Source organism: Planococcus sp. VCh962 (genome assembly GCF_057748275.1).
This window is the reverse complement of sequence record NZ_JBYLHS010000002.1, coordinates 129,313-155,616: the sequence shown is the minus strand read 5'-3', so window position 1 is coordinate 155,616 and position 26,304 is coordinate 129,313. Positions and strand designations below refer to the sequence as shown.

Annotated in this window: 17 protein-coding genes and 1 tRNA gene; 13 read left to right on the top strand and 5 right to left on the bottom strand. The window is 46.0% G+C overall.

Features of this window, described 5'->3' with window-relative positions; genetic code table 11:
- Positions 1-407 precede the first annotated feature (407 nt).
- From AC3AQ9_RS08215 to AC3AQ9_RS08190, 6 genes are all read left to right on the top strand, one after another.
- Positions 408-1,427, top strand: coding sequence for an acyltransferase (locus tag AC3AQ9_RS08215; RefSeq protein ID WP_488306982.1), 1,020 nt, complete (start codon positions 408-410; stop codon positions 1,425-1,427).
- Between the two features lie 164 nt (positions 1,428-1,591).
- The gene (locus tag AC3AQ9_RS08210) at positions 1,592-5,299 is read left to right on the top strand and encodes a S8 family serine peptidase (RefSeq protein WP_488306981.1); all 3,708 of its coding nucleotides are present in this window, start codon (positions 1,592-1,594) and stop codon (positions 5,297-5,299) included.
- A 226-nt stretch (positions 5,300-5,525) separates the two neighbouring features.
- A complete protein-coding gene (locus AC3AQ9_RS08205; protein ID WP_488306980.1) occupies positions 5,526-6,464 on the top strand; it encodes a glycosyltransferase family 2 protein in 939 nt (312 codons plus the stop codon).
- Complete coding sequence (locus AC3AQ9_RS08200; protein ID WP_488306979.1) at positions 6,461-8,206, top strand: DUF6020 family protein; 1,746 nt, start codon at positions 6,461-6,463, stop codon at positions 8,204-8,206. The genes AC3AQ9_RS08205 and AC3AQ9_RS08200 overlap by 4 nt, the downstream gene beginning before the upstream one ends.
- On the top strand, positions 8,172-8,534 hold the full coding sequence (locus AC3AQ9_RS08195; protein ID WP_488306978.1) for a DMT family transporter: 363 nt from the start codon (positions 8,172-8,174) through the stop codon (positions 8,532-8,534). Before AC3AQ9_RS08200 ends, AC3AQ9_RS08195 begins: the two co-directional genes overlap by 35 nt.
- Entirely contained in the window at positions 8,521-8,865 is a 345-nt protein-coding gene (locus tag AC3AQ9_RS08190; protein WP_488306977.1) for an EamA family transporter, read from the top strand. Before AC3AQ9_RS08195 ends, AC3AQ9_RS08190 begins: the two co-directional genes overlap by 14 nt.
- A gap of 59 nt (positions 8,866-8,924) precedes the next feature.
- On the opposite strand, the gene AC3AQ9_RS08185 is transcribed toward AC3AQ9_RS08190, so the two are convergent.
- A complete protein-coding gene (locus AC3AQ9_RS08185) occupies positions 8,925-10,004 on the bottom strand; it encodes an S-layer homology domain-containing protein (RefSeq protein ID WP_488306976.1) in 1,080 nt (359 codons plus the stop codon).
- A gap of 330 nt (positions 10,005-10,334) precedes the next feature.
- On the opposite strand from AC3AQ9_RS08185, the gene AC3AQ9_RS08180 reads away from it, so the two are divergent.
- Both AC3AQ9_RS08180 and AC3AQ9_RS08175 read left to right on the top strand, forming a co-directional pair.
- Positions 10,335-13,391: a S8 family serine peptidase gene (locus AC3AQ9_RS08180; protein ID WP_488306975.1), complete on the top strand. Its 3,057-nt coding sequence runs from the start codon at positions 10,335-10,337 to the stop codon at positions 13,389-13,391.
- 438 nt (positions 13,392-13,829) lie between these two features.
- Positions 13,830-15,794, top strand: a complete 1,965-nt coding sequence (locus tag AC3AQ9_RS08175; protein WP_488306974.1) for a bifunctional 2',3'-cyclic-nucleotide 2'-phosphodiesterase/3'-nucleotidase — start codon at positions 13,830-13,832, stop codon at positions 15,792-15,794.
- Positions 15,795-16,555: 761 nt separating this feature from the next.
- Here AC3AQ9_RS08175 and AC3AQ9_RS08170 read toward each other — a convergent pair.
- On the bottom strand, positions 16,556-17,494 hold the full coding sequence (locus AC3AQ9_RS08170) for a nuclease-related domain-containing protein (protein WP_488306973.1): 939 nt from the start codon (positions 17,492-17,494) through the stop codon (positions 16,556-16,558).
- A 185-nt stretch (positions 17,495-17,679) separates the two neighbouring features.
- Here AC3AQ9_RS08170 and AC3AQ9_RS08165 point away from each other — a divergent pair, with 185 nt between their 5' ends.
- Positions 17,680-18,621, top strand: coding sequence for a S1C family serine protease (locus AC3AQ9_RS08165; RefSeq protein ID WP_488306972.1), 942 nt, complete (start codon positions 17,680-17,682; stop codon positions 18,619-18,621).
- 202 nt (positions 18,622-18,823) lie between these two features.
- Here AC3AQ9_RS08165 and AC3AQ9_RS08160 read toward each other — a convergent pair whose 3' ends face one another.
- Entirely contained in the window at positions 18,824-19,741 is a 918-nt protein-coding gene (locus AC3AQ9_RS08160) for an LCP family glycopolymer transferase (RefSeq protein ID WP_488306971.1), read from the bottom strand.
- A 599-nt stretch (positions 19,742-20,340) separates the two neighbouring features.
- Here AC3AQ9_RS08160 and AC3AQ9_RS08155 point away from each other — a divergent pair.
- Positions 20,341-21,108: a tyrosine-protein phosphatase gene (locus tag AC3AQ9_RS08155; RefSeq protein ID WP_488306970.1), complete on the top strand. Its 768-nt coding sequence runs from the start codon at positions 20,341-20,343 to the stop codon at positions 21,106-21,108.
- Positions 21,109-21,401: 293 nt separating this feature from the next.
- Positions 21,402-21,485 (top strand) — tRNA-Leu (locus AC3AQ9_RS08150).
- 147 nt (positions 21,486-21,632) lie between these two features.
- Here the strand turns inward: AC3AQ9_RS08150 and AC3AQ9_RS08145 are convergent.
- Complete coding sequence (locus AC3AQ9_RS08145; RefSeq protein ID WP_488306969.1) at positions 21,633-23,204, bottom strand: zinc ribbon domain-containing protein; 1,572 nt, start codon at positions 23,202-23,204, stop codon at positions 21,633-21,635.
- Positions 23,194-23,706, bottom strand: a complete 513-nt coding sequence (locus AC3AQ9_RS08140) for a zinc ribbon domain-containing protein (RefSeq protein WP_488306968.1) — start codon at positions 23,704-23,706, stop codon at positions 23,194-23,196. Before AC3AQ9_RS08140 ends, AC3AQ9_RS08145 begins: the two co-directional genes overlap by 11 nt.
- Before the next feature lie 156 nt (positions 23,707-23,862).
- Here AC3AQ9_RS08140 and AC3AQ9_RS08135 point away from each other — a divergent pair, with 156 nt between their 5' ends.
- Together AC3AQ9_RS08135 and AC3AQ9_RS08130 are read left to right on the top strand one after the other, a co-directional pair.
- A complete protein-coding gene (locus tag AC3AQ9_RS08135; RefSeq protein WP_488306967.1) occupies positions 23,863-25,293 on the top strand; it encodes a TcaA 3rd/4th domain-containing protein in 1,431 nt (476 codons plus the stop codon).
- Between the two features lie 500 nt (positions 25,294-25,793).
- Positions 25,794-26,051 carry a hypothetical protein gene (locus tag AC3AQ9_RS08130; RefSeq protein ID WP_488306966.1) on the top strand — a complete coding sequence of 86 codons (258 nt, stop codon included), beginning with the start codon at positions 25,794-25,796 and terminating at the stop codon, positions 26,049-26,051.
- Positions 26,052-26,304 lie beyond the last annotated feature (253 nt).

Genomic DNA, 26,304 nt, shown 5'->3' with positions numbered 1-26,304 from the left:
TTCGGGCGGAATTGGTCGTAACTAAGAGCAGAAAGGTTGTAATTCGCACTGAAAAGGTCGTAACTCAGCACCAAGTCGTCGTAACTCACACTCAAAAGGTTAAAACCCACAAATGCAAACCCCTAGATGGATGCTTTTCGCCCAGGCGAAAAGCGAAAAAGAAAAATCTCTTCCTATAGAAGAAAGGTTGTAACTCAAGCCTGATTGGTTGTAACTCAAGTCAAAAAGGTCGTAACTCAGCATCATTTCATCGCAATTCATCCCCAAAAGGTCGTAACTAATCCCACCTACCCACCCAGCCCCAGAAAAATAACCGGTTTAACCACGCGCCTCCAAGGGGAAAGGGATAATGCGGGTACCAAGCCTTCATAACATACATAGAATACTTTTCGGAAGGAGATACACAGATGGCACAACGGATTCACTACATGGACTGGCTTCGTGTAATCTCCATCTTTGTGGTGGTCGGCATTCATGTGGTGTCGAAGATCATCAATTCCGGCTCTTATACAGAGTGGGAATGGCAATATGCCAATGCGGTTGATTCGGCTCTGCGCTGGTGCGTGCCGGTCTTTTTCATGTTGAGCGGGGCATTGCTGCTGACGAGAAGGCCGGATGAGCCGGTAGGGGATTTTTTGAAAAAGCGGCTGGCGAAAGCGCTCATCCCGCTGGTTTTCTGGAGCGGGGTGTATACGGCTTACAATATTTTTGAGAAAGGTGAATCTTATACGATTTGGGAAATGATCAAGCTGTTCCTCAGCGACGATGTCTATTACCATCTTTGGTTTCTCTACGTCATCATCGGCTTGTATGTGATGGCGCCTTTTTTGCGGATTTTGGTCCATCATCTGTCGCAAAAAGCGTTCCTGTATTTCCTGATTTTCTGGTTCGTGTATTCCGGCCTTTTGCCGTTCGCGCCGAAATTCTTCGGATTTGAACTGGCCATCCCGGCTGGCATGTTCGAGCCGTATATCGGCTATTTCATGCTGGGGGCTTACCTTTACCTTTATCCGTTGTCGAAAAAGAGTTTGCCGCTGCTCGGATTTTTAGCCGTCATCGGCTATTTCGTAACCTATTTCGGCACCTCCATTCTGACGGAGAAACGGGGCGAGTTGGATGCCTTCTTTTATGAGCATTACCGGCCGAACTCACTCGCCATTACGCTGTTCGTCTACGTCGGATTCCAGCACCTCGCCGCGAAAATCAAGCCGAACCGCTGGATTACCCGGATGAGCACCGCGACGCTCGGAATCTATGTCATTCATCCGCTCGTCCAGACGTATCTTCACAAACTTTTTGGCATCAACGAAATGCTGGGAACGCCGATCATCGGCATCCCATTGGCATGGACCTTAATTTTCTTCCTGTCATTTGCCATCATCTTGCTGTTCCAAAAGATACCAGGGGTCAAACACATCGTCCCTTAAAACCGTCCGCCTCTCAGGCGGGCGGTTTTTATTGCTTCCAGAAAAATAAAACCAAATCGACATTGTTTTCTACCCTCAAAAATGAAAAACTATGGTAAATTAAAGTTATCAATAAATTATGAATCTTCAATTATATTTACTATTATTTTAGAGGAGGAAAAACCTTGAAGAACCGGAAGGCCTTATTCATGATCTTTTTGATTGTCGCCTTGGCATTCAGTTCGCTGGCATTCGGCACCGCTAAATCTGCCGACAGCCAGAATGCCAGTGTCCCGGGTTCCCAAAAAGCAGCCGTCGTCCCAGAAGAATTATTAAAGCCGCAGCAGCCGAAAAAAGAAGTGCGCATCATCGTGGAACTTGAAAAAGAGCCGGCCATCGAAAGAGCCACGGAAAAAGGCATCCTGTACAGTGAATTGCCGGATGCCACCAAAGAAAGCCTGGAAGCCGCTGTGGCAGCCCAGCAAAAGTCGGTAAAAGGTTCAGTCAGCAAGGTTGCACCAGCTATCAAATACCAGCAAAGTTTTACAACGGTATTTAACGGCTTTTCCGCTACTGTCCCAGCAGGCCAAGTGGCGAAAATCGGTGATCAATCCGGCGTCAAAGCGGTCTATCAAGCGACTGAATACCAGCGGCCTGAAGTTAAACCTGAGATGAAGTATTCAAAAGAGCTGGTCCAGGCACAGCGCGTCTGGAAAGATTATGGCTTTAAAGGGGAAGGGACAGTTGTCGGCATCATCGACACCGGCATCGACCCGACCCATAAAGACATGGTGCTGACCGACAACTCCACTGGTGAAATCACCAAAGCGGAAGTCGATGCATTGCGGGCGGACGGGTCGCTCCAAAACGGCCAGTTCTTCACGGCGAAAGTGCCATTCGGCTTCAACTATATAGACGCCAATAACGAAATCCGCGATATCCGGCCGAAAGCTTCGATGCATGGAATGCACGTTGCCGGTACCGTCGGTGCAAACGGCAACGAAGAAAACGGCGGCATTCGGGGCGTCGCACCGGAAACGCAGCTATTGGCCTTGAAAGTGTTCAGTAATGACCCGCTTTACGAATCAACGTACAGTGACATTTACATTAAAGCGATGGACGATGCCATTAAATTGGGAGCCGATGTCCTTAATTTATCAATCGGCGCCACTGCCGGCTTTGTTGATTCGACCGATCCGGAACAGCAAGCCGTCGAACGCGCGACTAATAACGGCATCCTCGTTTCCATTTCAGCAGGGAACTCGAATTTGTTCGGCTCCGGCCATTTTAATCCGTTAGCGGAAAACCAGGATTACGGATTGACCGGCTCACCGAGTGTGTCACCGGATTCCTTCGGTGTCGCGTCATTTGAAAACGACGTCATCACCGCCAAAAGTTTCGCTTATAAGGTCGCAGCAGGAGAAGCGCAGCGCGGCGTTTATTTCGTGGCCAATGAAACCGATCCAACCGAGCTGCCGCAGGATACCTATCCGGTAATGGATGCTGGCCTCGGCACGCCAGCTGATTTTGCAGGGAAAGATTTCAAAGGGAAAGTAGCGCTGGCTGCCCGGGGAGGCGGCGTCCCGTTTGTTGAAAAAGGCTTGAATGCCCAGAAAGCGGGAGCAGTCGCAGTCATCATCTACAACAACGTGCCAGGCACGATCGCCATGCAGACCGATCCGGCCATCACGATTCCGTATATGTCGACGCTGCAATCCGTCGGTTTGGCCATGAAAGCCGGGCTGGACGCAAAACAGGAAGTGACCGTCACCTTCGACGGCCAGTATTTTGAAGTGCCGAGTGAAACCGCTGGCAAAATGAGCGCGTTCACTTCTTGGGGACCGACGCCGAACCTGGATTTCAAACCGGAAATCACTGCACCCGGCGGCAATATTTTCTCAACCTTCAACAATAACGAATACGGTTTGCTGAGCGGCACGTCGATGGCGGCACCGCATGTGGCGGGCGGCGCGGCGCTGTTGTTCCAGCGCATTGAAGAGCAGGAACTCACGGGCCGTGACCGCGTGCAGCTGGCAAAAACATTGATGATGAATACCGCTAATCCGGTGGTGTTCTCACAAGGCCAGTTCGTGTCGCCAAGACGCCAAGGAGCGGGACTTATGCAGCTCCATGATGCACTTGCAACCCGCGTACTCGTAACTGACGGAGCTACAGGAGACGGGAAAGTGGCCTTGAAAGAAATTGAGGACAACAAATTCAGCATGACGCTGAGCGCGGAAAACATGTCCGACCAAGCAGCAGAGTTTAATGTCACCGTCAATGTCCAAGTGGATGCCGTGACCAATGCCAACGGCAAAGTTGTCACATCGCCGAATGAAATCGGTTCGCTCAATATCACAGGAGACGTGGAAATCAATGCACCGGCGACGGTCACTGTTCCTGCTAATGGAAGCGTCGATATTCCGGTGACCGTGGACGTATCAGGAGCAAGTGACCAGCTACAAAGCAATTTCACCAACGGTTATTTCATTGACGGCTTTGTTACATTGACTGACGGCAATGAAGAAGTGACGGGCAATACCGCGCTAGTCGTGCCGTATTCCGGCTTTAACGGCGATTGGGACGATGCCCGCATTTTCGACCGCTTCGCGTGGGATCCGAATACGTTCTACGGCCGGACACTGCTCGCTGACCCGACCGGCAAAATCATCAACGGCAATAGCCATTCGACCGGCTACGAGCCTGGACGCTTCGCCTTTTCACCGAATGGGGACGGCGTGCAGGATGCCGTCATACCAGTATTCTCGCTGCTGCGAAACGCCAAGCAGTTTGAAGTGAATGTCCTGAACGAGGCAGGCGAAAAACTGCGGACCATCCGGACGGACGAAGAATTGCGCAAGAATTTCTCGGCGACCGCACCAAATGTACCGTATGTGCTGAATCCGCTGTATGCATGGGACGGCAACATCCTCGGCAAAAAAGCGGCGGACGGCAAATACCGCATCCAGCTGCGGGCAGTCATTGATTATGCGGATGCTGAATGGCAAGCGATCGACTTCCCGATCATTGTCGATACCGCAAAACCGGTCGCAGCCGCAACATTCAACGCACAAACGAAAACCATTCAAGTAGCAAGCTTTACGGACAATCCGGGAGGAGCCGGCGCTGACCGCTGGGAAGTGTTCCTGAACGGCACCGAACTGACGGAAAACACCGCCACTCCTGCAGATGAATCGCTGGCACCAAGCGTGACAAGCTACACCGTCACGCCTGAACTAAAACCAACTGACAAACTGACTGCTGTGTTCTACGACGTCGCTGGCAATAAAACCGAAGTGGCGCTAACGCCGACCACCACATTGGCACCGGCGGCGGAAGCGGACAAACCGGTCATCTATATTGACAAGCCCGCCGTGCTGTCGACACATAAAACCAAAACCGTCGAAGTGACGGGCCGGATAGCAGACGCGTCAAAAGTGACATCGCTGACCATCAACGGCCAAGTGCCGAGGGAATTCAACGGCACTGCGTATAAACACACGCTGACTTTCGAAGACGGCTCACAGTTCATCTCAATAAAAGCGGTAGATGAATTCGGCAACGACATGCAAATCCGCCGCCAGATCTTTGTCGATACGACCCTTCCCGCCATCGAACTGATCGATGTGCCGGAAACAATCGCTGCCGGTGAAGACGAAGCGGAAATCACCTTCAATGTCAAAGACAACTTCGATCAGATCCGTGTTTACTTGATCGACAGCGAAATCTACGCCCATGCCATGAGCAGAAATGACATGGTTAATTTCAATGAAGACATCACCGAAACGATCGAAGTGCCGGCGGAAGGACCCAATAATTTCACGCTGGTCGTTGAAGACTTGACAGGGAACCGGTCACAAACCAACTTCACCATCATCAAAGAAACACCATAAACCAAACCAAAAGACGTTCAATCAGCGCGCTGATTGAACGTTTTTTTATGCTTGCCATCATTTAACTTTCCGCAAGCTCTGTTTAATTTCTTCTATATATTAGAGCAGTAGCTTTAATATCTTTCTTTGTATTTTATTGGTAATATGCCCGGGTCTTATTTCACTAAAGCTGCCAATCATGGTATCATGAAAAATATGTATATTAGAAATAAAGGAGAACTAAAAAATGGAAATTGCAGTTTTACTGCCTTGTTATAACGAAGAACTAACAATTGGCAAAGTCATTCAAGATTTTAAAAAAGAACTTCCGGAAGCGAAGATTTACGTTTACGATAATAACTCACAAGACAAAACGACAGAAGTCGCGCTTGCACACGGTGCCATCGTCCGCCAGGAGCCGCGGCAAGGAAAAGGCAACGTGGTCCGTTCCATGTTCCGCCAGATTGATGCCGATGTCTATGTAATGGCTGACGGCGATGATACATATCCGGCTGAATTCGTTCATGAATTGATCAAACCGATTGTCAACAAAGAAGCGAATTTGGTCATTGGCGATCGTTTATCGAACGGCACCTACTTCAATGAAAACAAACGCAAATTCCATGGTTTTGGGAACACGCTTGTAAAAAATCTGATCAACCGCCTTTATAAGAGCAACATCAACGACATCATGACAGGCTACCGTGCATTTGACAAATTGTTCGTCAAATCCCTGCCGGTGACAAGCCCAGGATTTGAAATCGAAACTGAAATGAGCATCCATGCCTTGGACAATAAATTCCTCATTAAAGAAGTGGCGATCGATTACCGCGACCGTCCGGAAGGCAGTGAATCCAAACTGAATACTGTGCAGGACGGCCTCAAAGTATTGCGCATGATCTTTACGCTGTTTAAAGATTACAAGCCGTATTTGTTCTTTACGTCATGGGCGGTGGTTTTCTTTATCCTCGGCATGATCGCCGGCGTACCGGTCATCATTGAATTCGCCCAAACTTCGTTTGTGTCGCGTGTGCCATCCGCTATCCTCGCTGTCGGCCTGGTGATGGTGTCGATGCTGTCGTTCGCCTGCGGCTTGATCCTCGACACAGTAGCCGGAACGCACCGCAAACAATTCGAACTTGAATTGATCCGCATCAGCGACCGAATTTCCGGAGCGGCTAAATGATGAAAAAGACTTACCTACTGAGTGCTGCGTTTTTCCTGGCAGCACTTTTTCTTGCTGTAGCCGCCATTTTTTATTTCCATCCGATTTTAAATACAAGTTTCTGGATCATTGCGCTAGTAACCCTTGTCTTATTCGGGCTGCTGCACTATGTTTTTCCGTTTATCCAAACGTTCAAAAGCTGGCCGAGGCCTAAAAAAATCAGTCTGGCCATTTTCCTGCCTATCTTTTCTGTGTTAGCGGCATTTAGCGTCCGAGGAGAACAAGGCTTTCTTCTGGATAATCATTTATTCGTCATAATCGGCGTCTATCTCGGGATGATCCTGGCCATTGCACTCCTTGTTTTAGCCATCATCAAATTCTTTTTGGCAATAAAACCGTCAACCGAATTAACAAAAGTATCGCCGCTCCATATACTTCTGTATATGCTGCCGATGCTGTTCACTTCACTGATGATGTTCATCGCATTTTACCCGGCAGCGATGACGCCGGATTCCATGGCGCAATGGGAACAGGCGAAAACGCAGGAATTCACCAACTGGCATCCCGTCATGTTCACTTGGACCATCATGCTGTTGACCAGCATCTGGGACAGCCCGGGAAGCATTGCGTTATTCCAGATTGCCTTGCTCGCTGTGACCATGGGCTATATGGGATATTTGATGAAACGATTCCAAATCCAGCCGGCCATGATCTGGGGAGTGCTGATTTTAGCGGCCATCATTCCCATGAATGCCATCTTATCCATTACAATTTGGAAAGATGTGATTTACAGCATTTCACTGCTGTTTTTCTCGCTGCTGATGATTCTTCTGGTGAAAACGAACGGGGAAGAGACGAAGAAGATTTCCTTTATGGCTTTGTTCCTTGCCAGTTCGTTCCTGCTGGTGTTTTTCCGGCATAACGGATTCCCGGTATTTGTCGTTACGATGATCGTCGTTCTGGTCATGTACCGGCATACGTGGAAACGGCTTTTGCCGGCCGCATTATTGATCATCTTCATGCATCAAATCATTACCGGGCCGGTGTACACAAAACTTGATGTCGTTCCATCGGATCCGCAGGAAGCGCTCAGCATACCGACTCAGCAAATCGCCAATATCGTGGTGAATAAAGGTGATATGACTGATGAACAGCGCGAATATATCGATAGCCTCATGGCACTCGAAGTTTGGCCCGAAAAATACAATCCATACAGCGTCGACCCGATCAAGTTTGCTTGGGGGGACTACGACCGCTGGGTGATCTACAATGACTGGCCGGGCTACTTCAAAATCTGGAGTGAACTCGTCATGCAAAACCCGGTTCTTGCTGTAGAAGGATTCCTGAAGCAAAGCTCGCTCATCTGGCAGATGAATTTGCCGGACGATGGCAGGATGAGCCGTTATGTCACCAATATCTATTATGGCAATGAATTCGGCTTAGTGAATAAAGTGATTAACCCTTATGTGACGCAGGAAGCCGGAAAATACCTGACTGTCTCAAATGCCTTTGAAGAAACTCTGTGGCGCCCGGCAGTATATATTTTCCTAAGCACTTTGCTCATCTATATTGCCTATTTGCGCAATAATTGGCGTGTCTGGTTATTATTGCTCCCGATCGCGTTAAATACAGGAGCCGTAATGGCAACCATTCCGGCACAGGATTTCCGTTACTTATTCAGCAATACCTTATTCTTCTATGCAGCTATCTTCATCAGTTTGATTTCGTTTGTGCCAAAAGACGGTGGCAAACTTGAAAAATGAAGAAACGACTAGACCCTTAGGCATTATGCTCATGGTGGCCGCCGCTTTTTCAACGGCTACCGGCCAATTGTTCTGGAAGCTTGCCGATTCGGTGCTCGATTATCAAATGTGGATCGGCTTCGCGCTTTACGGCATGGGTGCGGTCTTGATGACCATCGCATTCCGCTTCGGCAAGTTGTCCGTCTTGCATCCTTTGCTCAGCCTAGGCTATGTTATCGCCATTTTCTACGGGGCCATGTTCCTCGGCGAGGCCGTAACACTCAACGTCTCACTCGGTACCTTGCTGATTTTAGTCGGGGTAATCGTGATAGGGGGTGACCGCCATTAATCTCTTGCTTGGTTTACTGATGATCATTATGACCTGGCTCGGCGCTCTCGGCGGTTATTTCCTGAAAGCGGCATCCGGCCATGATCTGCAAACGGAAAAGACCAAACTCGTCTTCAAACTGATTTTGGGCGTCGGCTTTTACGGGCTGGGAGCGATTCTCAACATCGTCGCCCTGCAATACTTGCCGTATACCGTGGTCTTCCCATTGACGGCGGTCACTTATATCTGGACGATGATGTTGTCCTATTTTATCTTGAAAGAAAAAATCAGCCTGCGGAAAATAGCAGGCGTGCTGCTGATCTTAACCGGTGCTGTTGTATTGGTGAGTTAAAGAAACGGAAGGCCGGCTCTGAATCCAGAGTCGGCCTTCCGTTTTTATTTTGCTCTAAATCACTTTACGGAAATCAATTCAGACAGGACTTTGCCATCGAGTGAAACGGTCTTCACACGGCCGAAACCTTCGACCATGTAGTATTTTTGGCCTTCTTCCATGTATTCAGCATCAGCCTTTATTGTAACTTCAACCGCATTTGAAAATGTTTTGTATTTTGTTTTCACAGTGACACCGACATTCGTGATTTGGGCTGGCGGTGAAAAAGATTCAAAGTCATTAAACACAGTCCCTTTTTTAACCGGATAAACCAAGTCGATATAGTATTCGGAGCTCGGGAACCCGATTATATAAATTTCACTTGATTCGTGTTCATTGAAATAAAATCTTTGGCCATCGTATGTGCTTTCCCATAGGAAATTGTACGTTTCGGAAAACAAGCCAACGGGTTTCACATAAGAAATCGCTTCGGTTGTTCCATCATCATACTGGAACGTGTAAGTTTTCGTTTTGTCTCTCAAATAAGAATGCTCCATATGGGTGTCATTCTGGAATTTCGGCTCCAGGCCGCGAGCCAAAAATGCAGAGAATTGAGCGCGCGTTGTCGCTTGGGTCGGCTTGAAGGTCTTGTCTGGATAACCGGCTGCGATACTCCCGCTTACTACTTGGCCGATCGCTTCATAAGCTTTCATGTTCGGAGAAATGTCTTTAAAATCTTCCAGCCCTTTCATGCCGAGAGGGAAGACACGGGACAGGAGGATGGCCATATCGCCGCGGGTGATCGGTGCATCCGGTTTAAAGGTGCCGTTTTCATAACCGGAAAGATAACCGGCTTGTGCCGCAGCTGCAATATAACCGCTTGCTTTTAAGCTTTTTGGAACATCTTGAAATTTGGTCTCGCGCTGCGTGCCATCCAGCTCTTTTAATTTCCCGATCATAATGGCTGCTTCTGCCCGGCTGACGGTTTTGTCCGGCCGCATTGTGCCATCTTCAAAACCGGAAATCACTCCTTTGTTCTGCAAATACGTCATTTCCTCATAAAACCTGTGGCTGTTCGGCAAATCCGTTGCTGCCTGTGCTGGTGATGCAAGTAATCCTAACGCAAGTACTACGCCCGTAATCCATGAAAATTTCTTCAAAACTACACCCCTTCATTTCTATTTGATTATCACTTTCCATTTACATGAGTGGCTCGCTGTCAATAAAACTTAATCATCTTAAAAGCAGCTCATCATAATGCAATGTAATATTCACGTAATATAAACGTAACAAATATTCAGAAAATATCAAGTGTTTTCTGTTAAATTTTAGTATTTATTGAAATACCTGAATGTGTTCTCTTTATGACTGAAAAATAAAATTGGTAATTATTTATTAAAAAACCATCGAACTAATAAAAAAACGTGATAGAATGAATTATCTTATATTTCAAACAATACATAAAGTTATTTTGAAGGAGGAAGTTGGTTTTGGAAAAACAGAGATTTTGGAAACTTTTTAGCAGCGTAGCCGCCTTGGTCCTTATTTTAACCATGCTTTTCCCGTACTTATCCGCAACACCAGCAGCAGCCGACAGTCAGTCTAAAGCAGCGACAGAAACTGCAAGCCAGTCCCATATCCGGTCGGCCATCGCCGAACAGACGAAATTGCTCGAAAGAGGTGCAACTCTCCATAAAGATTTGCAGGGCCTGCCGAGTGACCAGAAAGTCAATGTCATTGTCCATCTTTCCCAGCGGCCGGTAGCGCTTGAACAAGGACTCCAGGCATCGGAAGGAAAAACCATAAGCCGGGCGGAAGTCGGAGCAGTGAAAGCTGCGGTCGTTGCCCAGCAAGCGGCGGTCAAAGAGCAGATCCAAACGCAGCAGCTGTCGGTTACGCAAGGCTATTCGTATAACACCGTCTTGAACGGTTTTTCAGCAACAGTGAAAGCGGGAGATCTTGAAAAACTCTTGGCGATCAAAGGCGTCATCCTGATTGAGCCCGACGTCCGCGTCCAACTCATTCCCGTGGCTCCACAAGAACAGGCCCAAGCTTCCCTCAGCTCAGGCGCTTCGTTTCTTGGCGTCGATAAACTGTGGACAGAAGGGGTTGAAGGGAAAGGGGTCAAAGTAGCGGTCCTCGACACCGGGATTGACCCGGACCATCCGGAATTCAAAACAGTCTTTAAAGGCGGGAAAAACTTTGTGCCGAATTCCAACCAATATTCAAAACCGCGGGCCAAAGATGACCCATCCGAAACCAAGCCATCGGAACGGCCGGCAGATCAGCCGCCAATCGATCCTTATGGAAATAAATTTGCCACTTCACATGGAACACATGTATCGGGGATCATTGCGGCAGCGGGCGCCAATGATTTCGGTTTTAAAGGAATCGCACCGAAAGTCGAACTTTATATGTACCGCGTGCTGGGAGCCTACGGTGCCGGGGAAACTTCTCAAGTGATAGCAGGAATTGAAGAAGCGGTGATTCAGGATATGGACGTCATCAATTTGTCGCTCAACGCCTATAACACTTCCGAAGCGGAAGCGATGGCCTTTGCGCTGAACAATGCCGTACTCAGCGGAACAATGGCAGTATCTGCGGCGGGGAATAACGGGTTATACCGCGGATCGGTCGGCACACCGGCAACTTCGCGCCTCGGCATCGCGGTCGGCAATTCCACTTTGCCGGAAGAGCGGCACAAAGGAGCTGTCAATGCAACAGCCGGCAGCTATAAATTAGCCAAAGCCCATAACCTGATGGCCACAACGATCAATAAAGACCCGGCAAAGCAGCTGGCGGGATCGTTCCCTGTGGTCGCTGTTCCGGAAGCAGGGAAAGCTGCTGATTATGAAGGGCTTGATGTAAAAGGGAAAGTGGTGCTCGTTGCCCGGGGCAAAAACGAATACACCGATAAAATCCGGATTGCCAAACAAAAAGGTGCAGCGGCTATTCTGATCCATAACATCCGGAATACAGAAGAATCACCGGGTCCCACTGGCGTATTCTTCGGCGACTCACCGGACTTTATCCCGGCATTCGACTTGTCCCAGACAGACGGTGAAGCGCTGCGCCTGGCACTGGCAAAAGCGGCCGGGACCGTGTCTTTCGGAAGTTTCACCAAGACGGCAACTCCGGGCGATGTCATTTCCGATACCAGTTCGAGCGGGCCGACTACACCGAATTTTGACATCAAGCCGGACATCATCGCACCGGGGATGAACGTTCTGTCCGCACTTCCGATGTACAAATCGGATTTCCCGAATGCTGACTACAGTGATGCCTATATCCGCAATTCAGGGACTTCCATGTCAGCCCCGCACGTGACAGGGATTATTGCCTTGATGAAACAAGCGCATCCGGACTGGACAGCGTTCGACATCAAAGTCGCTTTGTCCAATACCGCAAAATTGCTGGATACGGCGAAATACGATGTATTTGCCCAAGGCTCCGGCCGCGTCCAAGCATACAATGCGGCCCATCCCGCTGCACTCGCTTACGTACAGGACAAAGCCGTGCAGAACCAAAGCGGAACCCAAGTGGACAACATCAAAGGCTCGGTCACATTCGGCCCTCAGCCAATCAAACAAAAGAACATTTCCGTCTCCAAAAAAATTCTGGTAAAAGACATCACCGGCAAAGGCGGCAATTACAAAGTGACCATTGATGTGAAGAAAACGGCAGGCAATGCCAAACTGATCGTCGATAAACCGGCGTTCACATTGGCCGGCGAACAGCTGCTGAATGTCACCTTGACTGCTCCGAAAAACGCCAAGGCGGCAATAGGAGACGAAATCATCGGCTATATCCGCATTTCCAACGGTACGACGACGATTGCCTTGCCGTTTGCAGCAGATTTGAGCGGAGACTTCTTGACCGAACTGCAATCCTTGAAAATATCCGAAAGGGATCTGTCCTTTAACGGGGATGGCATCAAGGACGAGGCAGTGATCAGCTTTACATTGACTGGAGGTCTCGCCCAAAATACATTGGAAATTTATAGTATCATCCAAACGGATCCCAATGTATTTGAAGATACGCTTGTCGGCTACATCCCTACAGCGGCTTCCCTGAAAGCCGGAAAAAACGAAATTCCGTTCAAAGGGAATTACCGCCCGTGGAACGGAGGGCCTGAAACGACGCTTCGGGATGGCTTGTACCAATTCACTTTCTCCGGCTCCCCGGCATCCAAAAATCCGGAGTATGTCCAGGAAGTGATCACCCCGGTCTTCATTAAATCAACGGCACCGGCAATCAGTGGTGCCATCAAGGAAGGGAAGCTGACCGGAAAAGTAACTGACAAATACATCGACTATAATGCTGAGCTTGCCAAATACCTTCCTCCGAGCAATTTCGATTTGAATACGAAGTTGAAAGCATCTTACGTCCTCACCCGAAACGGCGAAGCGCAAAAAGCCGTGCCGTTCAATCTGGACCAGAAAGGCGGCTTTAACGTAGCCATCGCCGGCTATAATGCTCAAACCGATTCGGTGACGGTCACCGTGACAGACGCCGCTGGCAATAAAGGCCAGGCAGCCATAAAATAAATAATGGATTGAAAAAGAGTGCAGGAATTATTCCTGCACTCTTTTGTATTTGTAGAGAAAGATGAAGGATAAGCGGCCAAAAAAGCATTCTCAGAAGGCAAGGTTGTAACTCGCAGACAATTGGTTGCAACTCAAGCCGTATTGGTCGTAACTCGCACTCCATCCGTCGCAACTCACGCCAAAATAGTTGTAACTCATCAATCCCACAATTAAAAAACTCCAAGCCTAAATCGCATGTTTTTCGCTGGGGCGAAAAGCGAAAAAGAACTCAAAACTCATCTAAGCTCTTTCTCATTTCTCATTCCATTATGAAAGACAAAAATGATATAAATTTACTAATAAATCTAAAAAATAATAATTCAGAAAGCGCATACATTTCCTGTTATTGCCCATTATAATGAAAATGTTGGGCTAATTATGATCAGAGGAGATGGAAAAATGCCATTACACAACAAAGCGGCAATGACGCTGGCAGCACTAGTGTTAACTGCAAGCGGCTTATCAACGGCAACACCTGCTGAAGCGGCAAATGAAGTCAGCGCCAAAGCGGTGCAGCAAAACAAAGGCCAGGAAAAGAAAGAAGTTTCGCTCCGCATTTTAGGTACATCCGATCTTCATACCAATTTCGTCAACTATGATTATTACCAAGATAAAATATCCAATAGTTTAGGTCTTGCCAAAACAGGCGTCTTGATTGAACAAGCACGCAAAGAAAACCAGAATACGCTTCTCTTCGATAACGGCGACTTGATCCAAGGCACGCCGCTCGGCAGCTATTCGGCAACAGTCGATCCGCTTGAAGACGGCGAAAAGCATCCGGCGTACGCAGCGCTTGAAGCACTGGACTTTGACGGCACGACCTTAGGGAACCACGAATTCAACTACGGCCTCGATTATCTGGATGAAGTCATGGACGATGCCGAATTCCCAGTGCTAAACGCCAACGTCTACGACGCGAAAACCAAACAAAACCGTTTTACGCCTTATGAAATCATCGACAAAGAAGTGGTCGACGGACGCGGCAAAAAAGTGACGGTCCAAGTGGGTGTCATCGGCGTTGTGGCTCCGCACATCATGAAATGGGACCGTGCGCATCTTGAAGGCAAAGTATACGCAGAAGATGCAGTGCAGACCGTCGAAAAATTCCTGCCGAAGATGGAAAAAGACGGCGCTGACATCATTGTCGTCTTATCCCACTCCGGCATGGGCGACGCGACTCATGAAGTCGGCGAAGAAGACATCACCTACCAGCTTTCAGCATTAAAAGGCATCGATGCCATCATCACCGGGCATAACCATGCCCAATTCCCAGGTGCTTATAAAGACCTTCCAAATGTCAATCAAGAACAAGGTACCATCAACGGCACGCCGGTCGTCATGCCGGGCAAATTCGGCAGCCATTTAGGCGTCATTGATTTGCAGCTAGCGCCACATGGCCAGGACTGGAACGTCATCAAAGAAAAAGCGGCACTTCGCGCCATTGATACGAAAACAAACGAAATCTCTGAAGAAGTCGTGGCAGCGGTAAAAGAAGCGCACGAAGCGACAATCGAATACGTCCGCCAGCCAGTGGCTGAAACGACAGCTCCGATCAACTCTTATTTCTCACTCGTAAAAGATGATCCATCTGTCCAAATCGTCAACAACGCACAAACATGGTACGTGAAAAACAAAGTAGCGGGCACCGCAAACGCTGACTTGCCGATCCTGTCAGCGGCAGCACCGTTCAAAGCAGGAACACGCAGCGACAGCAACTACTACACCAATATCGATAAAGGTACGGTTGCCATCAAAAACGTAGCGGACTTGTATGTTTACGACAACACCGTCTTCGCGTTGAAGATGACAGGTGCTGACGTGAAAGAATGGCTTGAAATGTCCGCTGGGCAATTCAAACAAGTGAACCCTTCAGCAACAGGCGAGCAGCCATTGATCAACACCGATTACCGCACCTATAACTTCGACGTCATCGACGGAGTCGAGTACGAAATCGATGTCACTCAGCCAGCGAAATACGATGCCAACGGCAAACTCGTGAACGCAGCGGCCAACCGCATCAAAAACTTGAGCTTTAACGGCGCACCGATCGACCCGGCCCAGGAATTCCTGGTTGCAACGAATAACTATCGCGCAAGCGGTACATTCCCGGGCGTCGTCAATGCTACAGAGAAAATCGACTTTGCTTACGAAAATCGCCAAGCCATCATCGACTACATGGTGCAGGAAAAAACCATTAATCCATCGGCAGACGGCAACTGGGACTTTGCACCGGTAGCAGGCGATTTGAATGTCACATTCGAATCATCACCGGCAGCTCAAAATTTAATTCCGGCTGACAGCGGCATCACTTACATCGGTGCCGGCACAGACGGCTTCGCGAAATATGGCATCGACTTGAAATAAAACTCTACTCGAAAAGGCATTTGCTTATGAGCGAATGCCTTTTTCTTATGCAATGACCAGTTGAATGCTTTTCGCTGCGGCGAAAAGCGGATCAGGAAGCCATTCGCCTGCGAATGGCTTTTTCAAATTGATCTTTTTCAGGAGCGGGTTGTAACTCAGAGGTGGAAGGTTGTAACTCAGGGGCGATTGGTTGTAACTCATGCCCAATTCGTCGCAACTCAGCCCAAAAAGGTCGCAACTTATCAATCCAGCTTCTTTTTCAAAAACAAAAGCCTCAAATGGATGCTTTTCGCCGCGGCGAAAAGCGAAAAAGAAGGATATCCACTGTTAAAAGCTCTTCCACTCAAACTTTTCATTGCGGGGGTTGTAACTCAAATGGAATTGGTCGTAACTCGGCTTTAATTGGTCGTAACTCAGAACTGATTCGTCGCAACTCATCCCAAAAAGGTTGTAACCCACCAATCCATTCCCTTTTCAAAAAACGAAAGCCCCAAATGGATGCTTTTCGCCGCGGCGAAAAGCGAAAAAGAGGGGCATCTACTGCTAAAAACTTTTCTTCTCCACCTTCTCAGGGGCGAGGTTGTAACTCAGTGGGAAAAGGTTGTAACTCGCCCCCAATTGGTTGTAACTCACGCCTCATTCGTCGTAACTCAACCTGAAAAGGTCGTAACCCAGCCAAACCTCCCACATAATATAGAAGAAACCCATCCACCAAAACCACAAAAAGCCAGTCGCACCAACGACTGGCCCCTAACATAAACTTATCTCCCATAAACCCGCTGAACAGAATCTCCACTCGAAGTTAAACCCATCTTCCGCAGCAAATAACCGGCCGCATGCTTATCCTTCAAACCGAGAAACTCCCGGCACTGGGCATTCGTAATGACAGGCGACACAAATTCGAACCAGTCATCCAAGGCGCGGCAATAGCCATCCTGAATAACCAATTGGCATTTCACACAAACATGCACGCGCTCACTTTTTCGCACGCCAACGGCTCCGCAGCCACTGCATAGCACGCCTTTTTTCAAATCCTTCAATTGAAAACGGTAGACATCTTGATAGTTGATCTTGGGGGAAGGTGAATGGTGATCGATGAGAAGCTGGCCGACACGCTCCATTTCCAGAGGAGGCATCGGCGGTCCGGTACGGGGGAGGGTGGAGAGGAACCGGTTCAGCGAATATCCATAAATAACAGGCACTTCTTTCGGTATGCCTTCAATGAGTGTTGAAGAATATGGCAGCACAACAGCCGTATAGATCGGCAGATGAACACCGTACCGCTGAAATAACACCAGCAATTCCTCACGAGCATTCCAGGCTTGCGTCACAGGCGAGTTATAGCCGATCAGCTTGCCGTCGCGCGTTTCTTGTTTCATATGAAAACTTTCTTCATTAAACGATAGCGTCCCGGAATAATTCTTCACTTCCAGCACCAAAGCAAAATACGGCATCAATACAACCGTATCCATCTGGCAAAAACAATCAGCCAGCTGCAAATCAGCGACAACGACAAAGGACTCTGTCCAGCGCATCCGCTTCAATAATTCATCAACCCGCTGTTCGCCGCCAAATCCGGCTCTCACTTTGTAATGGTCGGCAGAAATATCTTCATGTGCCGCGTGTCCTGCTTTTAGCCGATGCATCAGCCGGGGCAGCGATTCCAGCAAAAGCGGCGCTTCCCGTTCATTCATAAACATCGCATCACTCCTTTTGCCACAGTATACCAATACTAGGAAAGACATAGTGCGACAAAATGAAATAAACCCATCCTCCTAACAAAAAAATCCGCCGAGCATCATTAAAAATATTGCTGGTCACAACAGACTATCTTTCTTTCGAAGGGGTATATAGACAGTAACTAATCGAGTAGGGGGAAGCCGCTATGTTTTGTTCGAAATGCGGATGCATGAACAATTTGACAGCGAAAAATTGCCTCAACTGCGGCCAGCCACTGGATCGCACCACCCGAATCAGAAAACAGAAAAGACGCCAGCGTTTGAATTTCTTCGTAGCTGCCATCCTGCTGCTCGGCACAGGATTCGGCTCAGCAAGAATATTCTACCCGCCTATTCCCGACCAACCTTCAGCAGCAGTCGAAAACGCAACCGCCACACAGCCTGAAACCAACCCGCCCATTAAAGAAGTGGTGACAGAAAGCACAGCTCCGCCGCAAAACACGCAAGAATCAGCTCCTGGAACGAAGGCCAAAAAAGACATCATCAAAGAAACCCAGCAAAAAGTCTTCACCATCAAGACCGGTTCTGGGTACGGTTCCGGCTTTCTATTTACCGATACCGGTACTGTCGTCACGAGCGCCCATTTGATCATCGGCTACAACGATGTCAAAGTTCGGACAGTTGAGGGTGTAGAAAAGCCAGGGAAAGTCATCGGCATCTCGGAAACCTATGACATCGCGCTGATCCAAGTCGATGCCTTTGCCGGCGTTACGCCGCTCCAAATCGAACAAAACCCGAGTGACGTCGGGACAGAAGTCATCGCGCTCGGCAGCCCGTCCGGCTTGGAAAATACCGCAGCAATCGGCTACTTAACCGGCACGGACCGGGATTTCGACCATGAATTCCTGTACAAAGACATGTACCAGATTGATGCCCAAATCGCACCGGGCTCCAGCGGCGGCCCGCTCATCGACGCTGTAACCGGCAAAGTCATCGGCATCAATGCATTGCTATTGAACGACGGCAACGCCATCGGCTTTTCGATTCCGATGTATTCGATGGATGAACTGTTAAGAGGCTGGGCTGCGGACCCCATGACCGAAAGGGAAGTGGATGAAGTCTATGACACTTATGACGGTTTCGGCTGATTCTTCTAAAACCTGAAAGCTGCTAATTAAAGCTAAGAAAACATCAGTTTAAAATATTGCTAGTCTTTATTTTCATGTAAAAACTTTATTTCAATGACAGAATGTTGAAATTGCAGTAAAAGAACCATTTGCGAAGCACCAGCTTAAATCCCCTAACCAAAAGGAAAGCCTTCTAAAATCGAAGGCTTTCCTTTTTCTGCTTTTACATATTCAAATGTTCTTTAAGCATTGTTTGAATTTCTTCCAGTTCAGCGTCGTCCATTATGTAATACCAAACGCCGTTTATCGTTTCACCATGCCCATCATCTACGATAAATTGGTCAACGGTACCGACTGCATCCCGGTAATTCTTCTGTACAGCGACCATTTCATCAAACGACATATTCGTTCGGATATTCTTGCCGAGAGCCGTGAAGATATCTTGATAATTGACCAGACTATTTACAGAAGCACCTTCATTCATGATGCCTTGCAGCACTTGCTTTTGGCGGTCTTGGCGGCCGAAATCACCGCGTGGATCCTGCTTTCTCATCCGGACATAAGATAAAGCATCGTCGCCATCCAAATGGATATTGCCGGCTTCGAAATTATCAAATGCCAATGCATTGTCAACGTTAACACCGCCAACTGCGTCGACTATATCTTTAAAGCCTTCCATATTTACCTGAACGACATAGTCAATCGGAACATCAAGCAAATTTTCGGTGGTCGCCAGGGACATTTCGATGCCGCCAAATGCATAAGCGTGGTTGATTTTGTCCATTGTGCCGCGCCCAACAATTTCTGTATACGTGTCCCGGGGAATGGATACCATTTTTGTGGACTTATCTTCAGGATTTACAGTCAGGACCACCATTGTATCGGAGCGGCCCCGGTCATCTTCGCGCTCATCGACTCCAAGCAGCAGCACAGAAAATGGGACTTGATCACTCAACGCTACTTCTTCATCCCGCAAATCTGATTTTTCCCGATCTAGGGGGCTATGAATTTTATCAAGCGCACTTGAAAAGCTGCTGTATATTGTGAAGATATAAATTCCGACTCCTATTAAAATTAGGGCTAAGATTCCAAAAATCCAAGTCCGTTTTTTCTTCTTAGCTTTTTGTTTTACTCTGCTCATTATTTTCCTCCGTCATCCGGCAATAAAATAGTTGATTAAAATTAGCCTGCATTGTATTTGAATTGCTTTCTTCTATTTAGCCAATGATCCATTCAGCGTCAGTCATCTTGGCTAGAAAGGCCAAAGATTAATATACGCAAAAACATACAGTAATGCAAATTCTTCCAAAGAAATTTCTGGTTTTGTGAAAAAATGCCGTTGTAAAGTAACGAAATACTTTATTCATAATTGAGAAGACTTCTTCATTTCGTGCCTGGCTACCTTCCGTTTACAAGAGGTTTATCCACCAGGAATTTTCTAAACATAATATACCATATAATTTCTTTTCTCTTATAATTTATTTAGATTAAGAAATATTAACAAATGAAAGATGCTATACTAAAATTAATTATTGTAAAATTTAAAAAACTATAAATTGACTTAAAGGTAAGAATAAGCAGGAGCGTTTCTAAATTAATGTTTCATTCCATATCAATTGCGGCATCCAAATATTTTATTGGCAAGGCATATGCAATTTTTATTCTTTGCTAGAAAAAATTAAACTATAGGATCTTCAGTATAAATGGTTCATTTTTTATTAAGCAAGAGGAGGTAGTCCAATGATTGATACGCATTCCCATATCCTGGCCGGATTGGATGACGGCGCAGAAACAATGGAAGATACAAAAAGGCTTCTGGAGAAAGCGGTACAAGAGCAGATCAGCGGCATTATCGCAACGCCGCATGCTTTTCATCCGAATTTTAAAACAGATGTAACGGCTTTGAAAAAACAGCTGGAAATGACGAGAGCGTATGCAGCAGAACAAAACTTGCCGATTAAAATATACAGCGGACAGGAATGCCGCCTGTCGGAGAAACTGATAGACCGTCTAGAAGCAGGTGAAGCGTTGACGCTTGCCGAATCTCAGTACGTCCTGCTGGAATTGCCATCTTCCGGGGTTCCGGCTTATACCGTGGCAATCATCCAGCAGATGATTGAAAAAGGCTATGTGCCCATAATTGCACATGCAGAACGCAACCAGGGAATCATCGAGAAACCCGAACGGCTTCAGAACCTAGTGCTTCACGGTGCTGTAGCCCAAGTGACGGCCGGATCGATAGCGGGAAGTTTTGGCAAAGCGATTCAACGGACAGCGATGACGTTGCTCGATGCCAACTTAATCCATGTTTACGGTTCAGATGTCCACAACTTGGAAACCAGAACTTTTCTATTTAATGAAGGGCTTAATTATTTAGCGAAGAAAAACCGGCATGAAGTGGTCGACTTCATGCTTGAAAATAACGAACGCATTTTAATAAACGAGAATTTAAATATATTGGAGCCGCAAGATATACCAAAAACTAATTGGTGGAAAATATTTAAGTGAAACCGGGGGATGTGAAAGGACACTCAATTTGGCATTTATGGATAAGCTGAATGGACTGAAAGACAAATCGATTGAAATGGGCAAAGCCCATTAGGAAGAAAATAAAGACGATTATAAAGAAAAAGCAATGAATTTAAAAATACCATCAAAGAAAAAGTTTCGAAATAAGAAGCGTTCCAGGGAGGCAAGCACTTTAAGCCGAGCTTTTTTATGTGTTCGATTTATTACAGCTTGATTTTTAAGGGACATCAAAGGCATAATAATGGCAAGAAAGTGATTAATAAGCTTACCATGCGGATGTGGCGGAATTGGCAGACGCGCTAGGTTCAGGGTCTAGTGGTGGAGACACCGTGAGGGTTCGACTCCCTTCGTCCGCATTCTTGAATCAAACCGTTGGAGTTGAATTGGCCAGAACCGCTTCAATAGCAAAAAGCCGTTTCAAGCAAGGGAAGTTTCCTTGTCTTGAAACGGTTTTTTCGTTGTTCCATCAGTTAATGGGATTTTGGAAAATGGCGCCTGCAGCGTTATTCGCTTAAATAGCGCTTCAGAAATCCGCCTACATTGAAAAAGACAAGGGCATAAATAGCGGATATAAGAAAGACCGTAAGCAAATCTGTGTGTATGCGCGCACTTACAAATTCATCAAGGTCATCAAAACTTGATGAATTCATGGAGAATTTCAAGCTGGTGAATAGTTTGACAACAACCATGAAAAATCCGTATAGTGCGCTAAATTTCAATGTCTCGACAAGCTTTGACTGGTGCGTATGATAAAGCATGTATCCCGCACCAATAAGCAATGCAGCCGGCAGCAGGAAACTTAAGTTTACCCATAATGGAAATGCTTCGCTGATGAAAAACAGGCCGACAATTTCACTTTGGTTATCCGATAACGATTCAAGCAGATGGAAGGTGTAAGATTCAGTTTCTCCGACTTCGCTCATGGTCAAATTAATCGGCAGCAGGTGGGCTAAATCCCAAATCCATATGCTGAATGATCCGAACAAAGCGATGCTGCTCAATTCAAAGGTTTCAAAGATTATATCAGCTGCAGGTGAAGTGCTGAGAGCTATAAATGTAATGACAGCCATGGTGAATAGGCCACCTAGAATGATCAGCAGACCAAAAGACAAGTATTGAACATAGGAGGCTTTTGTCTGCAAAAAGTGAATGGTCTGTTTGCCATATACGGCCATTAATGCGGCAGAACCCGAAATCGCAGCGGCCAATATTAAGCCGGAAAAGAAAGATTCGATAATCGGGAACTTCCCGGCAAAACTTAAGGAAATATTGGCATACGAACTGTTTATGCTGTTGGTGTAGCTGAAACTGGCGACAAAGGAAGAAACAGCAATGAAGATTCCATATAACAAGCTAAAACCCGCAATGGCTTGCCACATCTGAAGGCGATTTCTTTTTATCAAGTAGCCAAGAGCAATTCCGCTTAACGCCAGCAATACGAAAGTTATCATTAAAAGAGGAGCGGAAAAGTTTTGGGCATCCACTTCAACCCCGTATTGGAAAAAGTCACTATCGTCTTCTTGGACTTCCCCGGTCAATTCAAAATCTATTCCATGCATAAAAGAAATGTAAGTGAAAATATTGTAGATATTCGGCAACTCAAGGTTAATGTCATATTCACTTTCTAACTCATTGCTTAAATAATTTTCAATCGAATGAAGTTGGCCTCTAGTAAGTTCGCCATCCGCGCTTTCAATTAATGCCGTTTCTACTTCTGTTTTCAAAAGAAATGCAGCAACCATCATCAATACGATGGAAATGCCTAAAGCAACTAAAATGGAAGTGAAGGTTTTTGTAGAAAATGGTTCAATCATAAGCTTTGAAGGGCTGAGATTTTTCTTGGTTATCATGGATGGTTCCACTTTTTTTACAGTGCCGGTTTTTAACACATGGTGAGATTCACCGCACGATTGGCAGTATTGTGCTGAAGCAGATATGGAACTTCCACAGTCTCCACAGAACCCTGTGTTTTTGTGGCCGACAGCAAAAGGTAGAGAGGCCGTTAGTTCCTGCCCATCGTTGGGGCAATAGTTGATAAAGCTTGGGTGTTTGGTTCCACATTCTTTACAAAACATCAGAAGCCACCTTTTCGGCTACAGCTACGTGGCCGCAGCACGGGCAAAATGAAGCGGAGTTTGGAATGTCCTCTTCGCATTGCTTGCAAGTTTTCAAAGCTTCTTCAATGGTTTCCGGCAGGATGACGGGCGTTCCGCACGAGCCGCAGAACCTATCGGAAGGCATGACTTCAGAGTTGCAAGAAGTGCAAATATACATATTTTCGTTCGTCGCTTTCAAATCCGCAGCAGCCTTGGCTTGGTGGTATATCTTTTTGTCTAAGGCCTCGATATCAGCTGAAATTCCGGAAAACTCGCTGTCGGTCAATTCGTATAACCGTACTTTCTTATGAACTTTGTTCCCAAGTGAGACGATGAGTTCTTGGCGCCTTTGGCGCAAGCCGCTTAATGTTTGTTCAATTTGGCTGATTTCCTGGGCTGTTTGAAGTTTTTGTTTCCCTTGTTGCAAAGAACCTTGAATCATGTTCAAGCCTCCACCTACTTTGTTTTGAAATTCGCTCATTAAAATTCCTCCAGTAAAAAGATTGGTTATTAAGTAGTTAAATAATATCATTAAAACGATTTTAATAGAACTATTGAATTATTATAAATAATATTATAATGTTCTTAAATAACCATATTTATGTTATATTTAGTTAAAAAAGAGTGAGGGAACCAAATGAAAAATTGTTCAAAGTGCGGGGCGGAAAGAAAAGGAAATGAAAAATTTTGTGTAGGCTGCGGCCAACCGCTTATCTTGGAAAAAGAAGGGGAAAAACCTAACAGCGAAGAAGGCAAAAAGACGCAATCTGTAATTTCTTCTAGGCGAAAAAAAGGAAAAGTCGCGATGCTGATTTCAATTGCAGTCCTCTTGATTGGCCTGATCGGTACGCACCTATTTCTAAAATCTAAATATGACGTATCCAAAAAACTTGCAGAAATGAATCATTCCTATATTTCAGGAGAAGAATCGAAGTTCCTAAGCTATTTTGAAGTACCTGAAAAAACAACGGAAAATGCAGCTGGCTTTTATTCATTTATGGAAGAAGAAGGCTGGGAGGACATCCGGGACCAAATGAAATCAGAAGCAGCCCGTTTAAAGGAGGATGGACTGTCGAATATAATTTTAGACTCGGAAGGCAATAAATTGATCTCCATTACTAAGAAACCAGTAATTTTAGGACTGTATCAAGAAGTTAGCTTTTTGATTCAACCTACTGTAGTAGAGATGGAAATACCCTTTGACGGGATGACGGTTACATTAGCAGAAAAAACGGTAAAAGGGGATAAAGGAGAAGTCATCGAAGTCGGTAATTTCTTGCCAGGTGAATATCAATGGAGCGCGACAGTGGCTAGTGAGTATGGGGATATCGCCCAGAAAGGATCAATTGATGTAACTGGAGACAGCAAAAACAGGTACAGCTATAGCCCGGATATAGAAGCAAGCGTTGTAAACGTCACTTCCGATGTGCCGGAAGCTATCTTATGGGTAAATGGAAAATCGACTAAAAAGGCTGTAGGCGACTTGAAATCAATCGGACCTCTTCCGTTAAATGGTACAGTAGAAGTGACAGCGGAAACGGAAAATGACAAAGGTGAAAAAGTAAAAGGCGTGTCAACGAAAGTGGAATCAGATACGGTCCATGTTCAATTTGCTCATATTCAGGAAAAAATAGCAGCTGCACGGACCCAGGAAATAGAAGAGCATAAAAAGCAGTTGTTGGAAGAAGAGCATGAATATAGTGTGTCCGCTTATGTGGATAGCTTTAGAATGGCATTTGAATCGGCTTTGAACTATGCAGATTTCTCTTATATAGAGGATTATTTTCCTACCGGAAGCAAAATCCAGGAAGATTACTTAGCTGATATCAATCGCCATTATACAATGGATACTTATTATTTCTACAATTTTCAATCTAACACTATTACAGACTTCAAAGTAATAGATGAAACTACATTCGTAGTGACGACAGCAGAAATGTTCTATTTTGATTCGTCTGAAGATCGCCTAAGATACAACAAAACCAAAGCGTATACGGTGACAAACAAAAATGACCAGTACTATATTCAAGAAATCGACCAGCTTACTTCTGAAAAAGTACCCATGTAATAATACTGAAGCAGATGAGTTCATTTAATTGAATCAGGAAAAAGCCATCTCCTACGGAATCAAAAGATTTCAGGAGGTGGCTTTTATATTTCACGAATTTTACTGATTGTTCCCCTAGACGTCAGCAAAAATTCAAGCTTTATCGATTTTGAAGAAGCATAAGTATACTAATTGGATAAAATTTTTAAATCCAATTAACTTTTTAGTTCTAAACTGTAATCAGGAGGTTATTGTGGCACTTATTTGTTTTTATGTTTTTTAATATTACACCATATAGGACATACGATTATTTTTCTTCATCGATCCGCTCGTTTTGATCCGTCTCCTTTAACGGTGATTAGTCCAGAGTCGTATCATCATCAATTTAGTTTATATCCCTTTTCTCCATCCAAAATTTTAAGTCAAAAAGAATGCATTTTTTATACCTGACGAGGGAATAAGAAAGCAGAAGGATTCTTTAATGGTGAATGCATTAATTTATGTGGAGAAAGGGGTATACGATGGAGTTAAATACACAAGCTATTGAAGAACTATTGAGTCCGGATGAGTTGAAAGAAGTGAAAAACTACTTCGAAGCCAATGAATCGGGGATTATGAAAGAGCTTGCTGAAATTGACCAGCACATCGCTTTGCGTCCTTTAGTGGTGATCTTCCAGGAACCAAACGAAGAATTGCAGAAGAATTATCCAACGATGAGCTTTTCGGAAGAAGTCAGAGAAGATGGCAGCACTGGTGTATACGTTAAATTGATGAAATAAATGTTAATCTGGAAAGAGGAGTGTCTATATGGCACTCTTTTTGAAATTGAATTGAAATCACGCCCCTGTGTCAGACACAATTCTGGTAATACCGAAATCGTATAGGAAAATCCGGCAAATTCAATAATGGAGCGGATTCTTCATGTGTTTTTTTATGTCTTAGCCTGCTGAATAATCATAATTGTGCCGAACCTAAGGGGAACTTATGGAAGAAACGGAAACACAAAAGCCGCCCGTCTACTTCACCGGCGGC

Bases quoted from the DNA above. Each gene is read 5' to 3' on its own strand.
- AC3AQ9_RS08145 (WP_488306969.1), bottom strand. From the start codon at position 23,204: ATGTTTTGTAAAGAATGTGGAACCAAACACCCAAGCTTTATCAACTAT.
- AC3AQ9_RS08170 (WP_488306973.1), bottom strand. From the start codon at position 17,494: ATGTTTATGAATGAACGGGAAGCGCCGCTTTTGCTGGAATCGCTGCCC.
- AC3AQ9_RS08215 (WP_488306982.1), top strand. From the start codon at position 408: ATGGCACAACGGATTCACTACATGGACTGGCTTCGTGTAATCTCCATC.
- AC3AQ9_RS08165 (WP_488306972.1), top strand. From the start codon at position 17,680: ATGTTTTGTTCGAAATGCGGATGCATGAACAATTTGACAGCGAAAAAT.
- AC3AQ9_RS08135 (WP_488306967.1), top strand. From the start codon at position 23,863: ATGAAAAATTGTTCAAAGTGCGGGGCGGAAAGAAAAGGAAATGAAAAA.
- AC3AQ9_RS08160 (WP_488306971.1), bottom strand. From the start codon at position 19,741: ATGAGCAGAGTAAAACAAAAAGCTAAGAAGAAAAAACGGACTTGGATT.
- AC3AQ9_RS08205 (WP_488306980.1), top strand. From the start codon at position 5,526: ATGGAAATTGCAGTTTTACTGCCTTGTTATAACGAAGAACTAACAATT.
- AC3AQ9_RS08155 (WP_488306970.1), top strand. From the start codon at position 20,341: ATGATTGATACGCATTCCCATATCCTGGCCGGATTGGATGACGGCGCA.
- AC3AQ9_RS08140 (WP_488306968.1), bottom strand. From the start codon at position 23,706: ATGAGCGAATTTCAAAACAAAGTAGGTGGAGGCTTGAACATGATTCAA.
- AC3AQ9_RS08200 (WP_488306979.1), top strand. From the start codon at position 6,461: ATGATGAAAAAGACTTACCTACTGAGTGCTGCGTTTTTCCTGGCAGCA.
- AC3AQ9_RS08175 (WP_488306974.1), top strand. From the start codon at position 13,830: ATGCCATTACACAACAAAGCGGCAATGACGCTGGCAGCACTAGTGTTA.
- AC3AQ9_RS08130 (WP_488306966.1), top strand. From the start codon at position 25,794: ATGGAGTTAAATACACAAGCTATTGAAGAACTATTGAGTCCGGATGAG.